Annotated in this window: 15 protein-coding genes; 14 read left to right on the top strand and 1 reads right to left on the bottom strand. The window is 70.4% G+C overall.

From position 1 onward, the window contains the following. Window positions 1-105: 105 nt before the first annotated feature. The 14 genes from ACIBK8_RS13835 to ACIBK8_RS13770 all read left to right on the top strand — a co-directional run bounded on the left by ACIBK8_RS13835 (window position 106) and on the right by ACIBK8_RS13770 (window position 16567). The gene (locus ACIBK8_RS13835) at window positions 106-2154 is read left to right on the top strand and encodes a peptidoglycan D,D-transpeptidase FtsI family protein (RefSeq protein WP_399041974.1); all 2049 of its coding nucleotides are present in this window, start codon (window positions 106-108) and stop codon (window positions 2152-2154) included. A gap of 18 nt (window positions 2155-2172) precedes the next feature. Beyond that, on the top strand, window positions 2173-3972 hold the full coding sequence (locus ACIBK8_RS13830; RefSeq protein WP_399041972.1) for a UDP-N-acetylmuramoyl-L-alanyl-D-glutamate--2,6-diaminopimelate ligase: 1800 nt from the start codon (window positions 2173-2175) through the stop codon (window positions 3970-3972). Between the two features lie 62 nt (window positions 3973-4034). After that, window positions 4035-5477, top strand: a complete 1443-nt coding sequence (gene murF, locus ACIBK8_RS13825) for a UDP-N-acetylmuramoyl-tripeptide--D-alanyl-D-alanine ligase (protein ID WP_399041971.1) — start codon at window positions 4035-4037, stop codon at window positions 5475-5477. A gap of 5 nt (window positions 5478-5482) precedes the next feature. Continuing rightward, complete coding sequence (mraY, locus tag ACIBK8_RS13820; protein ID WP_393679501.1) at window positions 5483-6547, top strand: phospho-N-acetylmuramoyl-pentapeptide-transferase; 1065 nt, start codon at window positions 5483-5485, stop codon at window positions 6545-6547. Beyond that, on the top strand, window positions 6544-7989 hold the full coding sequence (murD, locus tag ACIBK8_RS13815; protein WP_399041969.1) for a UDP-N-acetylmuramoyl-L-alanine--D-glutamate ligase: 1446 nt from the start codon (window positions 6544-6546) through the stop codon (window positions 7987-7989). Before mraY ends, murD begins: the two co-directional genes overlap by 4 nt. A 57-nt stretch (window positions 7990-8046) precedes the next feature. Then, entirely contained in the window at window positions 8047-9399 is a 1353-nt protein-coding gene (gene ftsW, locus ACIBK8_RS13810) for a putative lipid II flippase FtsW (protein ID WP_399041967.1), read from the top strand. A gap of 6 nt (window positions 9400-9405) precedes the next feature. After that, window positions 9406-10497, top strand: a complete 1092-nt coding sequence (gene murG / locus ACIBK8_RS13805; RefSeq protein WP_227049004.1) for an undecaprenyldiphospho-muramoylpentapeptide beta-N-acetylglucosaminyltransferase — start codon at window positions 9406-9408, stop codon at window positions 10495-10497. 20 nt (window positions 10498-10517) lie between these two features. After that, window positions 10518-11333 (top strand): cell division protein FtsQ/DivIB, encoded by an 816-nt coding sequence (locus ACIBK8_RS13800; protein ID WP_399041966.1) that lies wholly within the window; start codon window positions 10518-10520, stop codon window positions 11331-11333. Between the two features lie 283 nt (window positions 11334-11616). Then, the gene (gene ftsZ / locus ACIBK8_RS13795) at window positions 11617-12843 is read left to right on the top strand and encodes a cell division protein FtsZ (protein ID WP_393679493.1); all 1227 of its coding nucleotides are present in this window, start codon (window positions 11617-11619) and stop codon (window positions 12841-12843) included. Window positions 12844-12856: 13 nt separating this feature from the next. Continuing rightward, entirely contained in the window at window positions 12857-13588 is a 732-nt protein-coding gene (gene pgeF, locus ACIBK8_RS13790; RefSeq protein WP_399041964.1) for a peptidoglycan editing factor PgeF, read from the top strand. Window positions 13589-13592: 4 nt separating this feature from the next. Further along, window positions 13593-14312, top strand: coding sequence for a YggS family pyridoxal phosphate-dependent enzyme (locus ACIBK8_RS13785; RefSeq protein WP_399041963.1), 720 nt, complete (start codon window positions 13593-13595; stop codon window positions 14310-14312). Window positions 14313-14434: 122 nt separating this feature from the next. After that, window positions 14435-15055, top strand: a complete 621-nt coding sequence (locus ACIBK8_RS13780) for a cell division protein SepF (protein WP_393679487.1) — start codon at window positions 14435-14437, stop codon at window positions 15053-15055. Between the two features lie 65 nt (window positions 15056-15120). Next, window positions 15121-15414: a YggT family protein gene (locus ACIBK8_RS13775; RefSeq protein ID WP_227049009.1), complete on the top strand. Its 294-nt coding sequence runs from the start codon at window positions 15121-15123 to the stop codon at window positions 15412-15414. Window positions 15415-15463: 49 nt separating this feature from the next. Next, window positions 15464-16567 carry a DivIVA domain-containing protein gene (locus ACIBK8_RS13770; protein ID WP_399041962.1) on the top strand — a complete coding sequence of 368 codons (1104 nt, stop codon included), beginning with the start codon at window positions 15464-15466 and terminating at the stop codon, window positions 16565-16567. 235 nt (window positions 16568-16802) lie between these two features. On the opposite strand, the gene ileS is transcribed toward ACIBK8_RS13770, so the two are convergent. Beyond that, window positions 16803-19952, bottom strand: coding sequence for an isoleucine--tRNA ligase (ileS, locus tag ACIBK8_RS13765; RefSeq protein WP_399041960.1), 3150 nt, complete (start codon window positions 19950-19952; stop codon window positions 16803-16805). Between the last annotated feature and the right edge of the window lie 371 nt (window positions 19953-20323).

The following is a 20323-nucleotide window of genomic DNA, read 5'->3' as shown; positions in this document are numbered from 1 at the left end:
CGTGACGTACGAGGCCGCTGCGCCCTACGACGCAGGCGTCCCCCGGCCGCCCGGCGCCCCGCAGGCGTCCGCGACCGCGTCCGCACCGCGTCCGGAGGGGGCGGCATGACGGGGCCGAAGGAACCGCGCCGCCGGGTGCCGCGGCCCGCGCAGCGCGGCCGGAGCGAAGGGCAGCGGCGGCCCGCCGCCCGCCCGTCCGGCAGGCCGGCGGCCGGGAAGGCGACGGCGCCGAAGGGCGGCAGGTCCGGCGCGTCGGGCAAGCCACCGGCGGCCCGCCGCCCCACGTCGGCGCCGCGCCCCGCCCGCCCCCGGCCCGCCGGCCCGATCCGGCTCGGCAGCCCCCGGCCCCGGCTCCGGCTGGTCGCCGTCGCGCTGACGCTGGTCATGCTGGTCTTCGCGGTGCGGCTGTTCCAGGTACAGGCCGTCGACGCCGCCGCGTACGCGGCCAGGGCCAACGTGAACCGCTACGTCCCGGTCAAGCTGGCCGCCGAGCGCGGCACCATCACCGACCGGAGCGGCGTGGACCTCGCCACCACCGTCGACGCGTACGACATCACCGCGGACCCGAGCCTGCTGGCGCCCGACAAGACCAAGATCGACGACGCGCCGCAGCAGGCCGCCGCGCTGCTCGCGCCGATCCTCGGCGAGGACCGGGCCGTCCTCGCCGGGAAGCTCGGCAAGTCCTCGTCCCGTTACGTCCTGCTCGCGCGCCAGCAGACCCCGCAGGTGTGGAAGCGGATCAAGGACCTGCGGGCGAGCCTCAACGCGAAGGCCGCCGCCGCGCCCAGGTCCGCGCCGCGCCCGAACGTCCTGGTCGGCATCTTCGCCGACCGGCACAGCAAGCGGATCTACCCGAACAACGAACTGGCGGCCGGCGTCCTCGGCTTCGTCAACAGCGAGGGCAAGGGCGCGGGCGGCCTGGAGGCCCGGCTCGACACGAAGCTCGCGGGCAAGGACGGCAAGCTCGTCTACGCCCAGTCCGGGGGCCGCCGGGTGCCGACGGCCGACGCCCAGGAACACCCCGCCGTCCCCGGCACCGACGTCCAGCTCACCCTCGACCGCGACATCCAGTGGGCCGCCCAGAAGGCCATCTCCGAACAGGTCACGAAGTCCAAGGCCGACCGCGGCTACGTCGTCGTCCAGGACACCAGGACGGGCAAGATCCTCGCGCTCGCCAACGCGCCCGGATTCGACCCCAACCACATCGCAGGGGCCGACCCGGCGGCGCTGGGCAACGCGGCGCTCACCGACGCCTTCGAACCGGGATCCACCAGCAAGCTGATGTCGATGGCCGCCGTCCTGGAGGAGGGCGCCGCGACCCCGGCGACCCGGGTCACCGTGCCCAACCGGCTGCACCGCGGCGACCGGCTCTTCTCCGACGACATCGACCACCCCACCTGGCACCTCACGCTCAACGGCGTGCTCGCCAAGTCCAGCAACATCGGGACCATCCTCGCCACGGGACAGCTCGGCAAGACCCAGCCCGAGGCCAACCGGGTGCTCCACTCCTACCTCCACAAGTTCGGCATCGGCCGGCCCACCGGACTCGGCTTCCCCGGGGAGACCGACGGCATCCTGGCCAAGCCCCAGGACTGGAACACCTCGCAGCAGTACACGATCCCGTTCGGCCAGGGTCTGTCGCTCAACGCCGTCCAGGCCGCTTCCGTCTACTCCACGATCGCGAACGGCGGCGAGCGCATCGCCCCCACCCTGGTCAGCGGCACCACGGGCCCCGACGGGCAGTACGTACCCGCGCCCACGCCGCAGAAGAACCGCGTGGTGAGCCCGAAGACCGCGGCGCAGCTCGCCACCATGCTCGAATCGGTGGTCGACGACGAGGCGGGCACCGGAGCCAAGGCGAAGATCGACGGGTACCGCGTCGGCGGTAAGACCGGCACGTCCAACCGGGTGGATCCGAAGACCGGCAGGTACCACGGCTACACCGCGTCCTTCGCCGGTTTCGCGCCCGCCGACAAGCCCCGTATCACCGTCTACTGCGCCGTGCAGAACCCCACCAAGGGGAGCTATTTCGGCGGCTCGGTCTGCGGCCCGATCTACCAGCAGGTCATGCAGTTCGCGCTGAAAACCCTGCAGGTCCCGCCGAGCGGCGCGAAGGCGCCGCGGCTGCCCGTCACCTTCACGCCAGGCGAATGAAATCGAGGCAACATCGCCGTGACGACCATCACCCCCCACGGGTCTCCGCACCCCGGCAACCGCCCCTGCGCACACCCCTCACTTCGCCTCAAAGCCGCCGAGCCCGGTACGCTCACCGCCGTGTCACATGCTGATCAGTCCCCCAACGCCCAGAAGGACGCACCCGGTAAATACCCGGGAGCGCCCCGCCCCGAGCAGGTCCGCCCCACCCCCCTGGCGGTACTCGCCGAGCAGCTGGGCACCCCGGCTCCGGCCTCCGGCGCGCATCCCGGTGCAGGCACCGGCTCCACCGGAGCGGCTGACGCCGCGCGGCCCGTTGTGGTCACCGGCATCACCCACGACTCCCGTGCGGTCCGCCCCGGTGACGTCTACGCCGCGCTGCCCGGTGCCCGTCTGCACGGTGCCGACTTCGTCGCGCAGGCCGCCGACCTCGGAGCCGCCGCGGTCCTGACCGACCCGTCGGGCGAGGAACGCGCCGCGGCGACCGGCCTCCCGGTGCTCGTCGTCGACGACCCGCGCTCCCGGATGGGCGCCCTGGCCGTCTCCATCTACGGGGCGCCGGGCGACGACCTCCTCCAGATCGGCATCACCGGCACCTCGGGGAAGACCACCACCGCCTACCTCATCGAGGGGGGCCTGCGCGCGGCGCTGTCCCGTGCGGACGGCGGCGGCCTGCCGACCGCGGCCAAGGGCGACGGCGGGCTGACCGGCCTGATCGGCACCGTCGAGACCCGCATCGGCGACGAGCGGATCAAGTCCGAGCGCACCACTCCCGAGGCCACCGAACTGCAGGCGCTGTTCGCCGTCATGCGCGAGCGCGACGTCCGCGCGGTCGCCATGGAGGTCTCCAGCCACGCCCTGATGCTCGGCCGGGTCGACGGCTGCGTCTTCGACGTCGCGATCTTCAACAACCTCAGCCCGGAGCACATGGAGTTCCACTCCGGCATGGAGGACTACTTCCAGGCCAAGGCCCGGCTGTTCACCAAGGCCCGCAGCCGCGCCGGCGTCGTCAACCTCGACGACGCGTACGGCAAGCGGCTGGCCGACGGCGAGTCCGAGGTCCCGGTGACCACCTTCTCCGCCGAGGGCCACCCCGACGCGGACTGGCGGGCCGCGGACGTCGAGGTCGGCACCCTCGGCTCGACGTTCACCGTCCTCGGCCCCAACGGCGAGCACCTGAAGGCCGCCTCGCCGATCGCCGGTCCTTTCAACGTCGCCAACGCGCTCGCCGCCATCACCTCGCTGGTCGTCGCCGGTGTCGACCCGCAGACCGCGGCCGACGGCGTCGCCGCGGTCCCCGGTGTCCCCGGCCGCCTGGAGCGCGTCGACGCGGGCCAGCCCTACCTCGCCGTCGTCGACTACGCGCACAAGACGGACGCCGTCGAATCGGTTCTGCGGGCGCTGCGCAAGGTGACCGACGGCAAGCTGCACGCCGTGCTGGGCTGCGGCGGCGACCGCGATCCGCACAAGCGCGTCCCGATGGGCGCCGCCGTCGCGCGTCTCGCCGACACGGCCGTGCTGACCTCCGACAACCCGCGTTCCGAAGACCCGCTGGCGATCCTCGCCACCATGCTCTCCGGCGCCGCCGAGGTGCCGATCCACGAGCGTGGCACCGTCCTCGTCGAGGAGGAGCGCGCGGCGGCCATCGCCGCAGCCGTCGCCCGTGCCGAGCCGGGCGACACCGTGATCGTCGCGGGCAAGGGCCACGAGCAGGGCCAGGACATCGCCGGAGTGGTCCGCCCCTTCGACGACCGCCAGGTGTTGCGCGAGGCCATCGAAGCCTCGTTGACCGTGCAGCAGCCGAACCACCAGGGATGACACACCGCCATGCGCGCACAACCCTTCTGTTGGCATTTTCCGCCGCTCACCGGGGGTGACCTGTGATCTCCCTGTCCCTCGCCGAGATCGCGAGCATCGTCGGCGGGCAGCAGCACGACATACCGGATCCTGAACTCCAGGTCACCGGGCCGGTCGTGAAGGACTCCCGCGAGATCCGCCCCGGCAGCCTGTTCGTGGCCTTCGCCGGCGAACGGGCCGACGGCCACGACTTCGCGCAGCGCGCCGTCGGCGACGGAGCGGCAGCCGTGCTGGCCTCCCGTCCGGTCGGCGTCCCCGCGATCGTCGTCGACGACGTGGTCGCCGCGCTCGGCGCGCTGGCCCGCGCCGTCGTCGAACGCCTCGGCACCAACCTCGTCGCCCTCACCGGCTCGGCCGGCAAGACCAGCACCAAGGACCTGATCGCCCAGCTCCTGCAGCGGCACGGGCCGACCGTCTGGCCGGACGGCAACCTCAACAACGAGATCGGCCTGCCGCTCACCGCGCTGCGCGCCGACGACGGCACCCGGCACCTCGTCCTGGAGATGGGGGCCCGCGGCGTCGGCCACATCCGCTACCTCGCGGCGCTCACCCCGCCGAAGATCGGTGTGGTGCTGAACGTCGGCACCGCGCACATCGGCGAGTTCGGCGGCCGTGAGCAGATTGCCCTGGCAAAGGGCGAACTCGTCGAGGCGCTCCCCGCTGCGGCCGACGGCGGTATCGCCGTGCTCAACGCCGACGACCCGTACGTCCGTGCCATGGCGGACCGCACGAAGGCCCGCACGGTCCTGTTCGGCGAGGCACCGGAAGCCGACGTACGTGCCGAGAATGTCCGGCTCACCGGCCTCGGTCAGCCCGCCTTCACGCTTCACACACCCTCCGGGTGCAGCGATGTGACCATGCGGCTGTACGGTGAGCACCACGTGTCGAACGCGCTCGCCGCGGCCGCCGTCGCCCATGAGTCGGGCATGTCCGTGGACGAGATCGCCACCGCGCTCTCCGAAGCCGGCACGCTCTCCCGGTGGCGGATGGAGGTCACCGAGCGCGCGGACGGCGTGACGGTCGTCAACGACGCCTACAACGCGAACCCCGAGTCCATGCGAGCGGCGCTGCGAGCGCTGGTCGCGATGGGCGCAGCCGCCAAGGCGACGGGCGGGCGCACGTGGGCGGTGCTCGGTGAGATGGCCGAGCTGGGCGAGGACGCACTTGCCGAACACGACGCGGTCGGACGCCTGGTCGTCCGGCTCAACGTCAGCAAGCTCGTGGCAGTCGGCGGCAGGGAAGCGGCCTGGCTGCAAATGGGCGCCTATAACGAGGGTTCGTGGGGTGAGGAGTCGGTGCACGTGTCCGACACGCGGGCGGCGGTCGACCTGTTGCGCAGCGAGCTGCGGCCGGGGGACGTCGTACTGGTGAAGGCCTCCAGGTCGGTGGGCCTTGAGCGGGTCGCAGCGGCATTGCTGGACGGCGAGGGCGTGCAGGGCGCCGAGAGCGGGTCCGCGGCCCGATGAACTCGATGAAGCAGATCCTCTTCTCCGGAATGATCGGGCTCTTCCTGACCCTGATCGGTACTCCGGTGCTGATCAAACTGCTGGCCCGGAAGGGCTACGGGCAGTTCATCCGCGACGACGGACCGCGGGACCACCACAGCAAGCGCGGTACGCCCACCATGGGTGGCATCGCCTTCATCCTGGCCACGATCATCGCGTACGCGCTGACCAAGGTCATCACGAGCAGCGACCCCACCTTCTCCGGTGTGCTGGTGCTGTTCCTGATGGCGGGGATGGGCCTGGTCGGCTTCCTCGACGACTACATCAAGATCGTCAAGCAGCGTTCGCTGGGCCTGCGGGCCAAGGCGAAGATGGCCGGGCAGCTGATCGTCGGCATCGCCTTCGCGGTGCTCTCGCTGCAATTCGCCGACCTGCGCGGACAGACACCGGCATCCGACCGGCTGTCCTTCACCCAGGACTTCGGCTGGCAGATCGGCCCGGTGATCTTCGTGATCTGGGCGCTGTTCATGATCCTGGCGATGTCCAACGGCGTGAACCTCACCGACGGTCTCGACGGCCTGGCCACCGGCGCCTCGGTGATGGTCTTCGGCGCGTACACCTTCATCGGCATCTGGCAGCACCAGGAGTCGTGCGCCAACCAGATCACCGCGGGCCCCGGTTGTTACGAGGTACGTGATCCACTCGACCTCGCGGTCGTCGCCTCCGCCCTGATGGGCGCGTGCTTCGGCTTCCTGTGGTGGAACACCTCACCCGCCAAGATCTTCATGGGGGACACCGGTTCGCTGGCCCTGGGCGGCGCGCTGGCCGGCCTGGCGATCTGCTCCCGCACCGAGCTGCTGATGGCGGTACTCGGCGGCCTGTTCGTCCTCATCACCATGTCCGTGGTGATCCAGGTCGGATCCTTCCGCCTGACCGGCAAGCGGGTCTTCCGCATGGCGCCACTTCAACATCACTTCGAATTGAAGGGATGGTCGGAAGTCCTGGTGGTGGTCAGATTCTGGATCATCCAGGGCATGTGCGTGATCGTCGGACTCGGTGTCTTCTACGGCGGTTGGCAGGCGGCCAAGTGACCACGCGGGACTTCGCAGGGCAGCACATCACCGTTGCCGGCCTGGGCGTGAGCGGCAGCAGCGCCGCCCGCGCGCTGGCCGGCCTCGGCGCCCGCGTCACGGTCGTGGACGGCGGCGACGGCGACAAGCAGCGCGCCGCCGCCGCCGAGTTGGCGGCGCCCGGCATCACGGTGCGCCTCGGCGACGGCGAGACCCTGCCCGACGGCACCGACCTCGTCGTCACCTCGCCCGGCTGGAAGCCGGACAGCCCGCTGTTCGCGGCGGCGGCCGAGGCCGGCGTGGACGTGGTCGGCGATGTCGAGATCGCCTGGCGGCTGCGCGGCCCGGACGCCGCGGCCTGGCTCGCGGTCACCGGCACCAACGGCAAGACCACCACCGTCCGGATGCTGGCCGCCATCCTGGAGGCCGAGGGCCTGCACACCGCGGCCGTCGGCAACATCGGCACCCCGATCATCGACCTCGTCCTCGGCCAGGGGCAGCACGGCGAACGGCCCTACGACGTCCTCGCGGTGGAGCTCTCCAGCTACCAGTTGCACTGGGCGCCCTCGCTGCGGGCGCACTCCGCGGCCGTACTCAACCTCGCCCCCGACCACCTCGACTGGCACGGCTCCATGGAGGCGTACGCCGCCGACAAGGGCCGGATCTACGAGGGCAACACCGTCGCCTGCGTCTACAACGTCGCCGACAAGGCGACCGAGGACCTGGTGCGCGGGGCCGACGTCGAAGAGGGCTGCCGCGCCGTCGGCTTCACCCTCGGCACCCCAGGACCCTCCCAGCTCGGTGTGGTCGAGGGACTCCTCGTCGACCGCGCCTTCGTCGAGAACCGGCAGCAACAGGCCCAGGAACTCGCCGAGATCACCGACATCGCGCCCGGCTCCGGCAGCCCCGCCCCGCACAACATCGCCAACGCCCTTGCGGCGGCGGCGCTGGCCCGTGCCTTCGGCGTGCGCCCCGCTTCCGTACGCGAGGGGCTGCGGGCCTTCCACCCGGACGCACACCGCATCCAGTACATCGCGGACATCGCGGACGTCACGTACATCGACGACTCCAAGGCGACCAACACCCATGCCGCCGAGGCGTCGTTGGCCGCGTACGAGCACATCGTGTGGATCGCCGGCGGGCTCGCCAAGGGCGCCACCTTCGACGAGCTGGTGGCGAAGTCGGCGCAGCGGCTGCGCGGGGTGGTGCTGATCGGCGCCGACCGCGCGCTGATCCGCGAAGCCCTGGCGCGACACGCCCCGGATGTCCCGGTGGTCGACCTCGACCGGACCGACACTGGGGCGATGCCCGAGGCGGTACGCGAAGCGACCGGTCTCGCCCAGCCCGGTGACACGGTCCTGCTGGCCCCGGCCTGCGCCTCGATGGACATGTTCGTGAATTACAACAAGCGGGGCGACGCCTTCGCCGAAGCGGTGCGCGAGCTGCGCGCGCGAGCCCAGTAGTCCGCTCGTCCCGCTCGCGTCGACGACCTGCGGCGAGCACCTGTGGAGGGGACGAGGATGACGGCCCGATCGGCGAAGGCGGCTCCGCCGCGTCCGCGGCGGCGGCTCGTCACCGCACCCCGCCCGCCCCGCGGCAGCCGCCGGCCGGGCGGCCTCCGGCGCCTGTACACGCGGGCGAAGCGGGCCTGGGACCGGCCGCTGACGGCGTACTACCTGATCCTCGGCGGCAGCCTGCTGATCACCGTGCTCGGCCTGGTGATGGTCTACTCGGCCTCGCAGATCAAGGCGCTCCAGTCCGGGCTCGCGCCGAGCTTCTTCTTCCGCAAGCAGCTGCTGGCCGCGGTCATCGGCGGCGTTCTGCTGCTGTGTGCCGCGCGGCTGCCGGTACGGATGCACCGCGCCCTGGCCTACCCGCTGCTGGCCGTCTCGGTCTTCCTGATGTGCCTGGTACAGGTGCCGGGGATAGGGGTCGCGGTCAACGGCAACCAGAACTGGATCAACCTCGGCGGCCCTTTCCAGATGCAACCCAGCGAGTTCGGCAAACTCGCGCTCGTCCTGTGGGGCGCCGATCTGCTGGCCCGCAAGCACGACAAGAAGCTGCTGGCGCAGTGGAAGCACCTGCTGGTGCCGCTGATCCCGGTCGCCTTCCTGCTGCTCGGGCTGATCATGCTCGGCGGGGACATGGGAACCGCGATCATTCTCACGGCGATCCTCTTCGGCCTGCTGTGGCTGGCGGGCGCCCCCACGCGGCTGTTCGTCGGCGTCCTGGGCGCCGCGACGGCCATCGGGGCCCTGCTGATCAAGACAAGCGCCAACCGCATGTCCCGCCTGGCCTGCATCGGGGCCACCGATCCCGGCCCCGGCGACCAGTGCTGGCAGGCCGTCCACGGCATCTACGCACTGGCCTCAGGCGGATTTTTCGGTTCCGGGCTCGGTGCGAGTATGGAAAAATGGGGTGAACTCCCGGAACCGCACACCGACTTCATCTTCGCCATCACCGGGGAGGAACTGGGTCTGGCGGGGACGCTGTCGGTGCTCGCCCTCTTCGCGGCTCTAGGCTATGCGGGTATCCGCGTGGCCGGACGCACGGAGGACCCCTTCGTGAGGTATGCCGCGGGAGGCGTGACCACCTGGATCACGGCCCAGGCCGTGATCAACATCGGTGCGGTGCTCGGCCTGTTGCCGATCGCCGGCGTCCCGCTCCCGCTGTTCTCCTACGGGGGTTCCGCCCTGCTGCCGACGATGTTCGCCATCGGGCTGCTGATCGCCTTCGCGCGTGACGAGCCCGCGGCTCGGGCGGCATTGGCCGCACTGGCGACGCGGAAGCCGGTTTTCGCAAGGAAACCGGCTGGGGTGAGATGGAAGACGATGAGACGGCGCGTCAAGAAGCGACCGTCCGGAGAGCGGTGAATTTCGGTGCATGTCGTACTCGCCGGTGGGGGGACCGCCGGCCACATCGAGCCCGCGCTCGCCCTCGCGGACGCACTGCGGAGGCAGGACCCGACCGTGGGGATCACGGCACTCGGCACGGAACGGGGCCTGGAGACCCGGCTCGTCCCGGAGCGCGGCTACGAACTGGGTCTGATTCCGGCCGTCCCGCTGCCCCGTAAGCCCACCCCCGAACTGATCACCGTCCCCGGGCGGCTGCGCGGCACCATCAAGGCCGCCGAGCAGATCCTGGAGCGCACCAAGGCGGACTGCGTCGTCGGCTTCGGCGGCTATGTGGCGCTGCCCGGCTACCTCGCAGCCAAGCGGCTCGGTGTGCCGATCGTCGTCCACGAGGCGAACGCGCGCCCCGGCCTGGCCAACAAGATCGGCTCGCGGTACGCCAAGTTCGTCGCCGTCAGCACCCCCGAGAGCAAGCTGCGCGGGGCCCGTTACGTCGGCATTCCGCTGCGTCGCACCATCGCCACCCTCGACCGCGCGGCGGTCCGCCCCGAGGCGCGGGCGGCCTTCGGGCTCGACCCCAACCTCCCGACGCTGCTGGTGTCCGGCGGTTCCCAGGGCGCCCGCCGGCTCAACGAAGTCATCCAGGCCGCCGTCCCCGCGCTCCAGCGCTCGGGCATCCAGGTGCTGCACGCGGTCGGCCCGAAGAATGAAATGCCGCATGTGGACAACATGCCGGGAATGCCGCCGTATGTGCCGGTACCGTACGTGGACCGGATGGATCTCGCCTACGCCGCGGCCGACATGATGCTCTGCCGCGCGGGCGCGATGACCGTCGCCGAACTGTCCGCCGTCGGGCTGCCCGCCGCCTACGTCCCGTTGCCGATCGGCAACGGCGAACAGCGGCTGAACGCCCAGCCGGTGGTCAACGCCGGCGGTGGCCTGCTGGTCGACGACGCACAACTGACCCCGGAATGGGTGCAGAACACCGTGCTCCCGGTCCTCGCAGACCCGCACCGGCTGTACGAGATGTCCCGCGCGGCCTCCGAGTTCGGCCGCAGGGACGCGGATGAACTGCTGGTCGGCATGGTGTACGAGGCGATCGCCCAGCAGCACAACTAGCGACGAAAGGCAGGGGGAGCGTGGCCGGACCGACGACCGCCCGGAGCGGTGGAGCGAAGAAGTCGTCCGGCCCGCCCGCCGCCGAACCGTCCCGCACCCGGTGGTTCCGCCGGCTGCGGCTGCCGCTCCCCGGGCCGCGCCGCCGTGGTCCGATCATCATTCTGATCCTCGCCGTTCTCCTCGCCGCCTTCGCCATCTGGGCGCTCTACGGCTCGACATGGCTGCGGGTGGAGAGCGTCAAGGCGAGCGGCACCGAGGTGTTGACCCCGCGTGAGGTCGTTGACGCGGCCGATGTGCCGATGAACGCGCCGCTGGCATCGGTCGATACCGACGCCGTGGCCCACAGGCTGCGCAAGCGGCTGCCGCGCATCAGGACCGTGGACGTGGTGCGTTCCTGGCCGCATCGCATCGGTCTGAAGGTGACCGAAAGAACACCTGAACTGATCATGCGATCGGGCCGGAAGTTCGTCGAAGTGGACGTCGATGGCGTCCGTTTCGCCACCGTCGACACCGCGCCGAAGGGCGTTCCGCAACTGGAAATGGCGGCGCAGGACGCTCCGAGTCTGCACCGCTTCGGAAACGACCGGTTGCGTCGTGCCGCGGTCGAAGCCGCAGCCGATCTGCCCGAAGACGTACACAAACAGGTCCGCATCGTTCGCATCCGGTCCTATGACTCGATCACTCTGGAACTGGCCGGGAACCGCACCGTGGTGTGGGGGAGTGGTGAACGCGGCCCGGAGAAGGCCAAGGTGCTCACCGCCCTGCTGAAAGCCGCGCGTGACGCACGCCACTTCGACGTCTCGGTTCCCAGTGCCCCTGCGGTATCCGGGAGTTGACGTACGTCGTCGCAGGCCAGCACCCTGGATGGCTACCACTATGGGTGATCACATAGGGTGAAAAGAAAAACGGGAGGTTCGGCGTGTTCGTTGAACGTGCGCCACTTGTCGACTTAGTGTCTCGTTCCAAAGGGACTTTGCTTCCAAGGAACACAGGCACAGGTAACCCTAAACTCCAACGTTAGGGTTCGGGTCGGCATTACGGACCGTCCCATCGGCATCAGTCGGCGTCCACACGGAATGTGAGGCGACGACACGTAACTCGAGGCGAGAGGCCTTCGACGTGGCAGCACCGCAGAACTACCTCGCAGTCATCAAGGTCGTCGGCATCGGCGGCGGTGGCGTGAACGCCATCAACCGGATGATCGAGGTCGGGCTCAAGGGCGTCGAGTTCATCGCGATCAACACCGATGCGCAGGCGTTGCTGATGAGCGACGCCGACGTCAAGCTCGACGTCGGCCGCGAAATGACCCGCGGACTCGGCGCCGGCGCCAACCCGGACGTGGGCCGCAAGGCGGCCGAGGACCACCGCGAGGAGATCGAGGAGGTCCTCAAGGGGGCCGACATGGTCTTCGTGACCGCGGGTGAGGGCGGCGGCACCGGCACCGGCGGCGCCCCGGTCGTCGCCAACATCGCCCGCTCGCTGGGCGCCCTGACGATCGGTGTGGTCACCCGCCCGTTCACCTTCGAGGGCCGCCGTCGCGCCAACCAGGCCGAGGACGGCATCGCGAGCCTCCGTGAAGAGGTCGACACCCTCATCGTCATCCCCAACGACCGGCTGCTGTCCATCTCGGACCGCCAGGTGAGCGTGCTCGACGCGTTCAAGTCGGCGGACCAGGTGCTGCTGTCGGGTGTCCAGGGCATCACCGATCTGATCACCACGCCCGGCCTGATCAACCTCGACTTCGCCGACGTCAAGTCCGTGATGTCCGAGGCCGGTTCGGCGCTGATGGGCATCGGCTCGGCGCGCGGCGACGACCGTGCGGTGGCGGCGGCGGAGATGGCGATCTCCTCGCCGCTCCTGGAAGCCTCCATCGACGGCGCGCGCGGCGTGCTGCTCTCCATCTCCGGCGGTTCGGACCTCGGTCTCTTCGAGATCAACGAGGCCGCGCAACTGGTCAGCGAGGCGGCGCACCCCGAGGCGAACATCATCTTCGGCGCAGTCATCGACGACGCGCTGGGCGACGAGGTCCGGGTGACCGTCATCGCTGCGGGCTTCGACGGCGGTCAGCCGCCGGCCCGTCGGGACACGGTGATCGGTTCGTCCTCCGCCAAGCGTGACGAGCCGGCGCCCGCGCCGAGCCGTCCGGCGGCCCCCGCCGAACCGCGGTCCTCGTCCTTCGGCGGACTCGGCGCGGTGCCCGTACGGGACGAGGAGCCGGTCTCGGCCGAGACTCCCTCGCTGGGTGAGGTGCCGGCGCAGCCGACCATCACCCCGCAGGTTCCCCCGGCCCGTCCGTACTCGGACACCGCGGCCGAGGAGCTGGACGTCCCCGACTTCCTGAAGTAGCCGAAGAACCCACGTGATAGGGCAACAGCACCACGAGAGCGGCGCGCACTTCGCCTTCACCGACAGGTGGGGCGGGGTGAGCGCCGCTCCGTACGATCAGCTCAATCTCGGCGGTGCGGTCGGTGACGACCCGCGGTCCGTACGGGACAACCGCGCGCTCGCCGCGCGCGGGCTCGGCCTCGATCCGGGCGGCGTCGTCTGGATGAACCAGGTGCACGGCAAGGACGTCGCGGTGGTCGAGGGGCCGTGGCGCACGGACGACATCCCTTCCGTGGACGCGGTGGTGACCGCGCGCCGTGGACTCGCGCTCGCGGTACTGACCGCCGACTGCACCCCCGTCCTGCTCGCCGACCCGGTCGCCGGGATCGCGGGCGCCGCGCACGCCGGGCGCCCCGGTCTGGTGGCCGGCGTGGCACCGGCGGCCGTCGAGGCGATGGTGGGGCTCGGCGCGCGAGCCGACCGGATCGTCGCGTACACCGGACCCGCCGTGTGCGGACGGTGCTACGAAGTCCCCGCGGAACTGCGGGACGACGTCACCGCGGTGGTGCCACAGGCGTGGTCGACGACCGGTTGGGGCACTCCCGCCGTGGACATCGCCGCGGGTCTGACGGCCCAACTCGCCGCAGCCGGCGTGCAGATCCGTGAGCATTCCCACATCTGCACCCTGGAATCGGCGGACCACTTCTCTTATCGGCGCGACCGCACGACCGGGCGGCTCGCGAGCTACGTATGGCTGGACGGCTGACGCTGTGACGGACCGCAGGACTGAACTGGCCGGCAATCTGGCGCGGGTGGAGGAGCGTATCGCCACCGCGTGCGCCGCCGCGGGCCGCAGGCGCGACGAGGTGACCCTGATCGTGGTCACCAAGACCTATCCCGCGAGCGATGTCCGGCTGCTCGCCGAGCTGGGGGTGCGGCAGGTTGCGGAGAACCGCGATCAGGATGCGGCACCCAAAGCTGCCGAATGTGCCGATCTTCCCCTTACTTGGCATTTTGTTGGTCAATTGCAGACCAACAAGGTGCGCTCGGTGGCCGGTTACGCCGGGTTCGTGCAGTCGGTGGACCGCGCCAGGCTCGTCACCGCGCTCTCCAGGGAAGCGGTGCGCGCGGAGCGGGAGATCGGGTGTCTGGTCCAGGTCGCGCTGGACGCCGGGTCGGGGGAGCGGGGCAGCCGCGGCGGGGTGGCACCGGACAGAGTTCCGGCGCTCGCCGAGGAGATCGCCGGAGCCCAAGGGCTGCGCCTGGACGGTGTGATGACGGTCGCACCGCTGTCCGGCAGCTACGCCGGGCGCCAACGCGCCGCTTTTGAGCGGCTGATGGAAATCTCATCCGACCTGCGCGCCGCTTATCCTGCTGCCAACATGGTGTCAGCAGGCATGAGTACGGACCTGGAAGACGCCGTAGCGGCCGGAGCGACACATGTACGCGTCGGCACTGCGGTACTCGGAGTCCGACCACGCCTCGGGTAACGTCGCCAAGAGTCGGACCACAGCACAAAATATGGTCATTACCGCAAGAAGCGGGACAGGCCGAGTGGATCCAAGGCGCCCGGTGACGGAGCCGATCCACCACAGAGCGGAGGACGCAGAGAATGGCCGGCGCGATGCGCAAGATGGCGGTCTACCTCGGCCTCGTGGAGGACGATGGGTACGACGGCCGGGGCTTCGACCCCGACGACGAGTTCGAGCCCGAGCTTGACCCGGAACCGGATCGAGGACGACGGCAACAGCACCAAGTGCAGCCCGAGACACGCCCGGAACGGGAGGAACCGGTCAGATCCGTGCAGCCTCCCGCGCAGCGCGAGCCCGTCTCGCTCCCCGTCGAAAGCGGACGACCCGCCCGAATCGCCCCCGTGGCATCCATCACACCCGACCGTCCGAATCTGGAGAAGAACGCACCGGTGATCATGCCCAAAGTTGTGTCCGAGCGGGAGCCCTACCGCATCACCACACTTCACCCCCGGACCTACAACGAAGCCCGTACCATCGGGGAACACTTCCGTGAGGGCACTCCGGTGATCATGAATCTCACGGAGATGGACGACACGGATGCGAAGCGACTTGTCGACTTTGCGGCCGGTCTTGTCTTCGGTCTGCACGGCAGCATTGAGCGAGTGACGCAGAAGGTGTTCCTGTTGTCGCCTGCTAACGTCGATGTCACGGCGGAGGACAAGGCCCGTATCGCTGAGGGCGGGTTCTTCAACCAGAGCTGAGACGCAACACCGGGCACACCAAGGCCGCGAGGCCAACACAGGGATCAAGGGGAGGGACGCGCGAGATGAGTGTCTTTGGGCAGGTGATCTACATCGCGCTGTATTGCTTCCTGATCGTGTTGATCTTCCGGCTGGTGATGGACTATGTCTTCCAGTTCGCCCGTTCATGGCAACCCGGCAAGGCAATGGTCGTCATTCTTGAGGCCACTTACACTGTCACTGATCCGCCACTCAAGCTTCTGCGGCGGGTCATCCCGCCGCTGCGTCTCGGGGGCGTGGCGCTCGACCTGTCCTTCTTCGTATTGATGATCATCGTGTACATCCTGATCACCGTCGTGAGGTCGGTGTTGTTGGTGTGAACGATACGGTCTTGCCGATTGCCGACGACTACGTTGAGGTGAAGTAGAGATGCCGTTGACCCCCGAGGACGTGCGGAACAAGCAGTTCACGACCGTCCGCCTCCGAGAAGGCTATGACGAGGACGAGGTCGATGCCTTCCTCGATGAGGTCGAAGCCGAACTGACCCGCCTGCTGCGGGAGAACGAGGATCTGCGCGCGAAACTGGCCGCCGCCACGCGTGCCGCCGCGCAGAACCAGCAGCAACAGGGCCTGCGGAAACAGCAGGACCAGCAGCAGGAGCAGCAGCAGCGACCGGGTGCACCGGTGCCCGCCGCCATATCCGGTCCGCAGCCGGTGCCGCCGCAGCAGCAGGGGATGGGTGGACCTCCCCAACTGCCCGGTGGAGCACCCCAGCTGCCGGCAGGCCCCGGTGGGCACGGCCCGCAGGGCGGACCGCACGGTCCCGGCCCGATGGGCCCCGGCGGTCCGATGGGTGGCGGCCCTCTGGGCGGCCCCGGCGGACCGCAGCAGCTGCCGCAGGCGCAGCAGCAGGGCGGTCCCGGTGGTGACAGCGCGGCTCGCGTGCTGTCGCTGGCTCAGCAGACCGCCGACCAGGCGATCGCGGAGGCCCGTTCCGAGGCCAACAAGATCGTCGGCGAGGCGCGCAGCCGCGCCGAGGGCCTGGAGCGGGACGCCCGCGCCAAGGCCGACGCGCTGGAGCGGGACGCGCAGGAGAAGCACCGCGTGGCGATGGGCTCGCTGGAGTCCGCACGCGCCACGCTGGAGCGCAAGGTCGAGGACCTGCGCGGCTTCGAGCGCGAGTACCGCACGCGTCTGAAGTCGTACCTGGAGAGCCAGTTGCGTCAGCTGGAGAACCAGGCGGACGACTCGCTGGCCCCGCCGCGTACCCCGGCGACCGCTTCGCTGCCGCCGTCGCCTTCGATGGCGTCGGCCGGTGCGGGCAGCATGGGCGGCAACCACACCATGGGTGGCGGTCAGTCGATGGGCAGCCACAACGGCGGTTCCAGCGGCGGCCCTTCGTACGGCGGTCAGCAGCAGATGTCGCCCGCGATGACGCAGCCGATGGCTCCGGTCAGGCCGCAGAGCCCGCAGCCGATGGGGCAGGCGCCGTCGCCGATGCGCGGCTTCCTCATCGACGAGGACGACAACTGACGTACTGACGCCCAGGCGTCGGACACGGTCGGCAATCAGGGCCGGGCCCCGAGGGAAACTTCCCTCGGGGCCCGGCCTTTTGTGTGGCCGGATGTGCCCCGGCTTACCGTCCGCGGTGTGTGTCTCGGGGGGCGCAGAGTCCGCACGGTGACGGCGTGTGGGAGCACAAGAGGGGCCCCCGGCGCGGTGTGCGCCGGGGGCCCGGTGGCGTACGGCGGCCGGAGCCGCCCGGGGGTTACGCCTTGCGCAGCCGGAAGGCCAGGGCCAGGGCCTCGTCGGAGAACTGCTCGCCGTAGCCGTCCGCGGCGTCGGTGGCGTCCCCTTCCGCGGCGAAGCCGGTGGCCAGCACCTCGTCGGCGATCAGGCCGGCGTGGTCGGTGAGGGCCAGGCGGACCTCCTCGTCGGAGGACTCCCAGCGCAGCGCGATCCGGTCGGCGACGTCGAGGCCGCTGTTCTTGCGGGCCTCCTGGATGAGGCGGATGGCGTCACGGGCCAGTCCTGCGCGGCGCAGTTCCGGGGTGATCTCCAGGTCCAGGGCGACGGTCGCGCCGGAGTCGGACGCCACCGACCAGCCCTCGCGCGGGGTTTCGGTGATGATGACCTCGTCGGGAGCCAGCGTGACGCGTTCGCCGTCGACCTCGACCGCGGCCTCGCCGCTCCGCAGGGCGAGGGAGAGGGCCGCGGCGTCGGCGCCGGCGATGGCCTTGGCGACCGCCTGGACGCCCTTGCCGAACCGCTTGCCCAGGGCACGGAAGTTGGCCTTGGCGGTGGTGTCGACGAGGGAGCCGCCCACCTCGGAGAGCGACGCCAGGGACGAGACGTTCAGCTCCTCGGCGATCTGTGCGCGCAGGTCGTCGGAGAGGTCCGCGAAGCCGTGCGCCGCGACCAGGGCACGGGACAGCGGCTGACGGGTCTTCACACCGGACTCGGCGCGGGTCGCCCGGCCCAGTTCGACCAGCCGGCGCACCAGCAGCATCTGGCCGGACAGCGTCGGGTCGATCCTGGCCCGGTCGGCGACCGGCCAGGAGGACAGGTGCACGGAGTCCGGCGCGTCCGGGGTGACCGGGACGACCAGGTCCTGCCAGACCCGTTCGGTGATGAACGGGGTGAGCGGCGCCATCAGGCGGGTGATGGTCTCGATGACCTCGTGCAGGGTGCGCAGCGCGGCCGGGTCGCCCTGCCAGAAGCGGCGGCGGGAGCGGCGGACGTACCAGTTGGAGAGGTCGTCGACGAAGGAGGAGAGCAGCTTGCCCGCGCGCTGGGTGTCGAAAGCGTCCAGGGCCTCCGTGGCCCCTTCGACCAGTGTGTTCAACTCGCCGAGCAGCCAGCGGTCGAGCAGCGGGCGGTCGGCCGGCGCCGGGTCGGCGGCGGACGGCGCCCACTGGGAGGTGCGGGCGTACAGGGCCTGGAAGGCGACGGTGTTCCAGTAGGTGAGGAGGGTCTTGCGGACGACCTCCTGGATGGTGCCGTGACCGACGCGGCGGGCCGCCCACGGGGAGCCGCCGGCCGCCATGAACCAGCGGACCGCGTCGGCGCCGTGCTGGTCCATCAGCGGGATCGGCTCCAGGGTGTTGCCCAGGTGCTTGGACATCTTGCGGCCGTCCTCGGCCAGGATGTGGCCCAGGCAGACGACGTTCTCGTAGCTCGACTTGTCGAAGACCAGGGTGCCGACGGCCATCAGCGTGTAGAACCAGCCGCGGGTCTGGTCGATGGCCTCCGAGATGAACTGCGCCGGGTAGCGCTTCTCGAACAGCTCCTTGTTGCGGTACGGGTAGCCCCACTGCGCGAACGGCATCGAACCCGAGTCGTACCAGGCGTCGATGACCTCGGGGACGCGGGTGGCGGTGGCCTCGCAGGTCGGGCAGGGGAAGGTGACCGCGTCGATGAACGGGCGGTGCGGGTCGAGCGATGACTGGTCGGTGCCGGTCAGCTCGGTCAGCTCGGCGAGCGAGCCGACGCAGGTGAGGTGGTCGTCATCGCAGCGCCAGATGGGCAGCGGGGTGCCCCAGTAGCGGTTGCGGGACAGCGCCCAGTCGATGTTGTTCTGGAGCCAGTCGCCGAAGCGGCCGTGCTTGACCGAGTCCGGGAACCAGTTGGTGTTCTCGTTCTCGCGGAGCAGGGCGTCCTTGACCGCGGTGGTGCGGATGTACCAGGACGGCTGGGCGTAGTAGAGCAGCGCGGTGTGGCAGCGCCAGCAGTGCGGGTAGCTGTGCTCGTACGGGACGTGACGGAAGAGCAGGCCGCGGCTGTCCAGGTCGGCGACCAGCGCCTCGTCGGCCTTCTTGAAGAACTGGCCGCCGATGAGCGGCAGTTCCTCGCCGAAGGTGCCGTCCGGGCGGACCGGGTTGACCACCGGCAGGCCGTACGCCTTGCAGGTCTTGAGGTCGTCCTCACCGAAGGCCGGGGCCTGGTGGACGAGTCCGGTGCCGTCCTCGGTGGTGACGTACTCGGCGTTGACGACGAAGTTGGCGTCCTCCAGCTCGACGAGGCCGAAGGGGCGCTCGTAGGACCAGCGCTCCATCTCGCGGCCGGTGAAGGACCGGCCGGTGGGCTGCCAGCCTTCGCCGAGGGCCTTCTCCAGCAGCGGCTCGGCGACGACGAGCTTCTCCGTGCCGTCGGTGGCCTCGACGTAGGTGACGTCCGGGTGCGCGGCGACGGCGGTGTTGGAGACCAGGGTCCAGGGGGTGGTCGTCCAGATCAGCAGGGCGGCATCGCCGGCCAGCGGGCCCGAGGTCAGCGGGAGGCGGACGAAGACGGACGGGTCGACGACGGTTTCGTAGCCCTGCGCCAGCTCGTGGTCCGAGAGGCCGGTGCCGCAGCGGGGGCACCAGGGGGCGACGCGGTGGTCCTGGACGAGCAGGCCCTTGGCGAAGATCTCCTTGAGGGACCACCACACCGACTGGATGTAGTCGGGGTCCATGGTGCGGTACGGGTCGTCGAGGTCGGTCCAGTACCCCATGCGGGTGGTCAGCTCGGCGAAGGCGTCGGTGTGGCGGGTCACCGACTCGCGGCACTTGGCGTTGAACTCGGCGATGCCGTACGCCTCGATGTCCTTCTTGCCGGTGAAGCCCAGCTCCTTCTCCACGGCCAGCTCGACCGGGAGGCCGTGGCAGTCCCAGCCGGCCTTGCGGTCGACGTGGTAGCCCTGCATCGTGCGGAACCGGGGGAAGACGTCCTTGAAGACGCGCGCCTCGATGTGGTGGGCGCCGGGCATGCCGTTCGCGGTCGGGGGACCTTCGTAGAAGACCCACTCGGGCCGGCCTTCGGACTGCTGGAGGGTGCGGGCGAAGACCTTCTGCTCCTGCCAGAAATCGAGCACGGCGTGCTCAAGGGCGGGGAGGTCTACCTGGGCGGGTACCTGGCGGTACTGGGGCTGCGGACTCATCGGGGGCTTCCTCCGGCGGACACCTGCTGTGTTTTCCGTCCGGAGGGACGAGAGCCGTGCTCCCGCGGTACCACCCTCCTTGGCGGTGACACTCCACCGCCCCCTCATTGGGGTCGCGCTGCCGGTTCTACTCACCCCGGGTGTGATCCCGCGGGCTTTCTTCCGGCGGCTCCGGGGTGATCTTCACGTCGTGCACGCCTCCGGGCTCGCACCGTCCCCGGATCGCTGCTGGCTGCGTACGACGCTACTCGTCCCGTCGATGCCTTTCGCTGGGCCCAGTGTACGGGCCCGCGACGACAGCGGCCGACCGGTTTTCCGGCGCCGGGCCCCGGGGCGGCCGGTCACCGGCGTGACCCGAATGCGCGGGGCCG

It is taken from the genome of Streptomyces sp. NPDC050161, from assembly GCF_044460025.1.
Classification (GTDB): Bacteria; Actinomycetota; Actinomycetes; order Streptomycetales; family Streptomycetaceae; genus Streptomyces.
The sequence above is the reverse complement of the archived record's forward strand: the minus strand, read 5'-3'. Positions and strand labels throughout refer to the sequence as shown.